The organism is Mesorhizobium sp. GbtcB19, from assembly GCF_019091085.1.
Lineage (GTDB): Bacteria > Pseudomonadota > Alphaproteobacteria > Rhizobiales > Rhizobiaceae > Mesorhizobium.
Genome location: NZ_JAGXJY010000432.1, coordinates 1 through 243, shown reverse-complemented (window position 1 = coordinate 243; position 243 = coordinate 1). Strand labels below are relative to the sequence as shown.

Genomic DNA, 243 nt, shown 5'->3' with positions numbered 1-243 from the left:
GTCGATCAGCCCGAGGCTACCGCCGCCAAGGTCGCCGGCGATGCCATTGGCCGGAAGGAAGCCGGAAATGACGCCGAGCGGCGAATAATAGGCTTCCTGGCGGCCGGTGAGCACACGGATCTCGGTCCTCAGCACATCCTCGGCGCGGTGGATGAAATCGGGACCGCTGCCCGCCTCACGCGCGGCCGCGGTCGCCCGCACATACATGTGCTCGGCGCCGGCCTGATCCGAAACCGCGCGGCG

General features: G+C 69.1%; 1 pseudogene. It reads right to left on the bottom strand.

The annotated features are described in order from the left end of the window. Positions 1-243 (bottom strand): annotated as a pseudogene (locus KVT37_RS32675) (exopolyphosphatase); the annotation flags it as partial.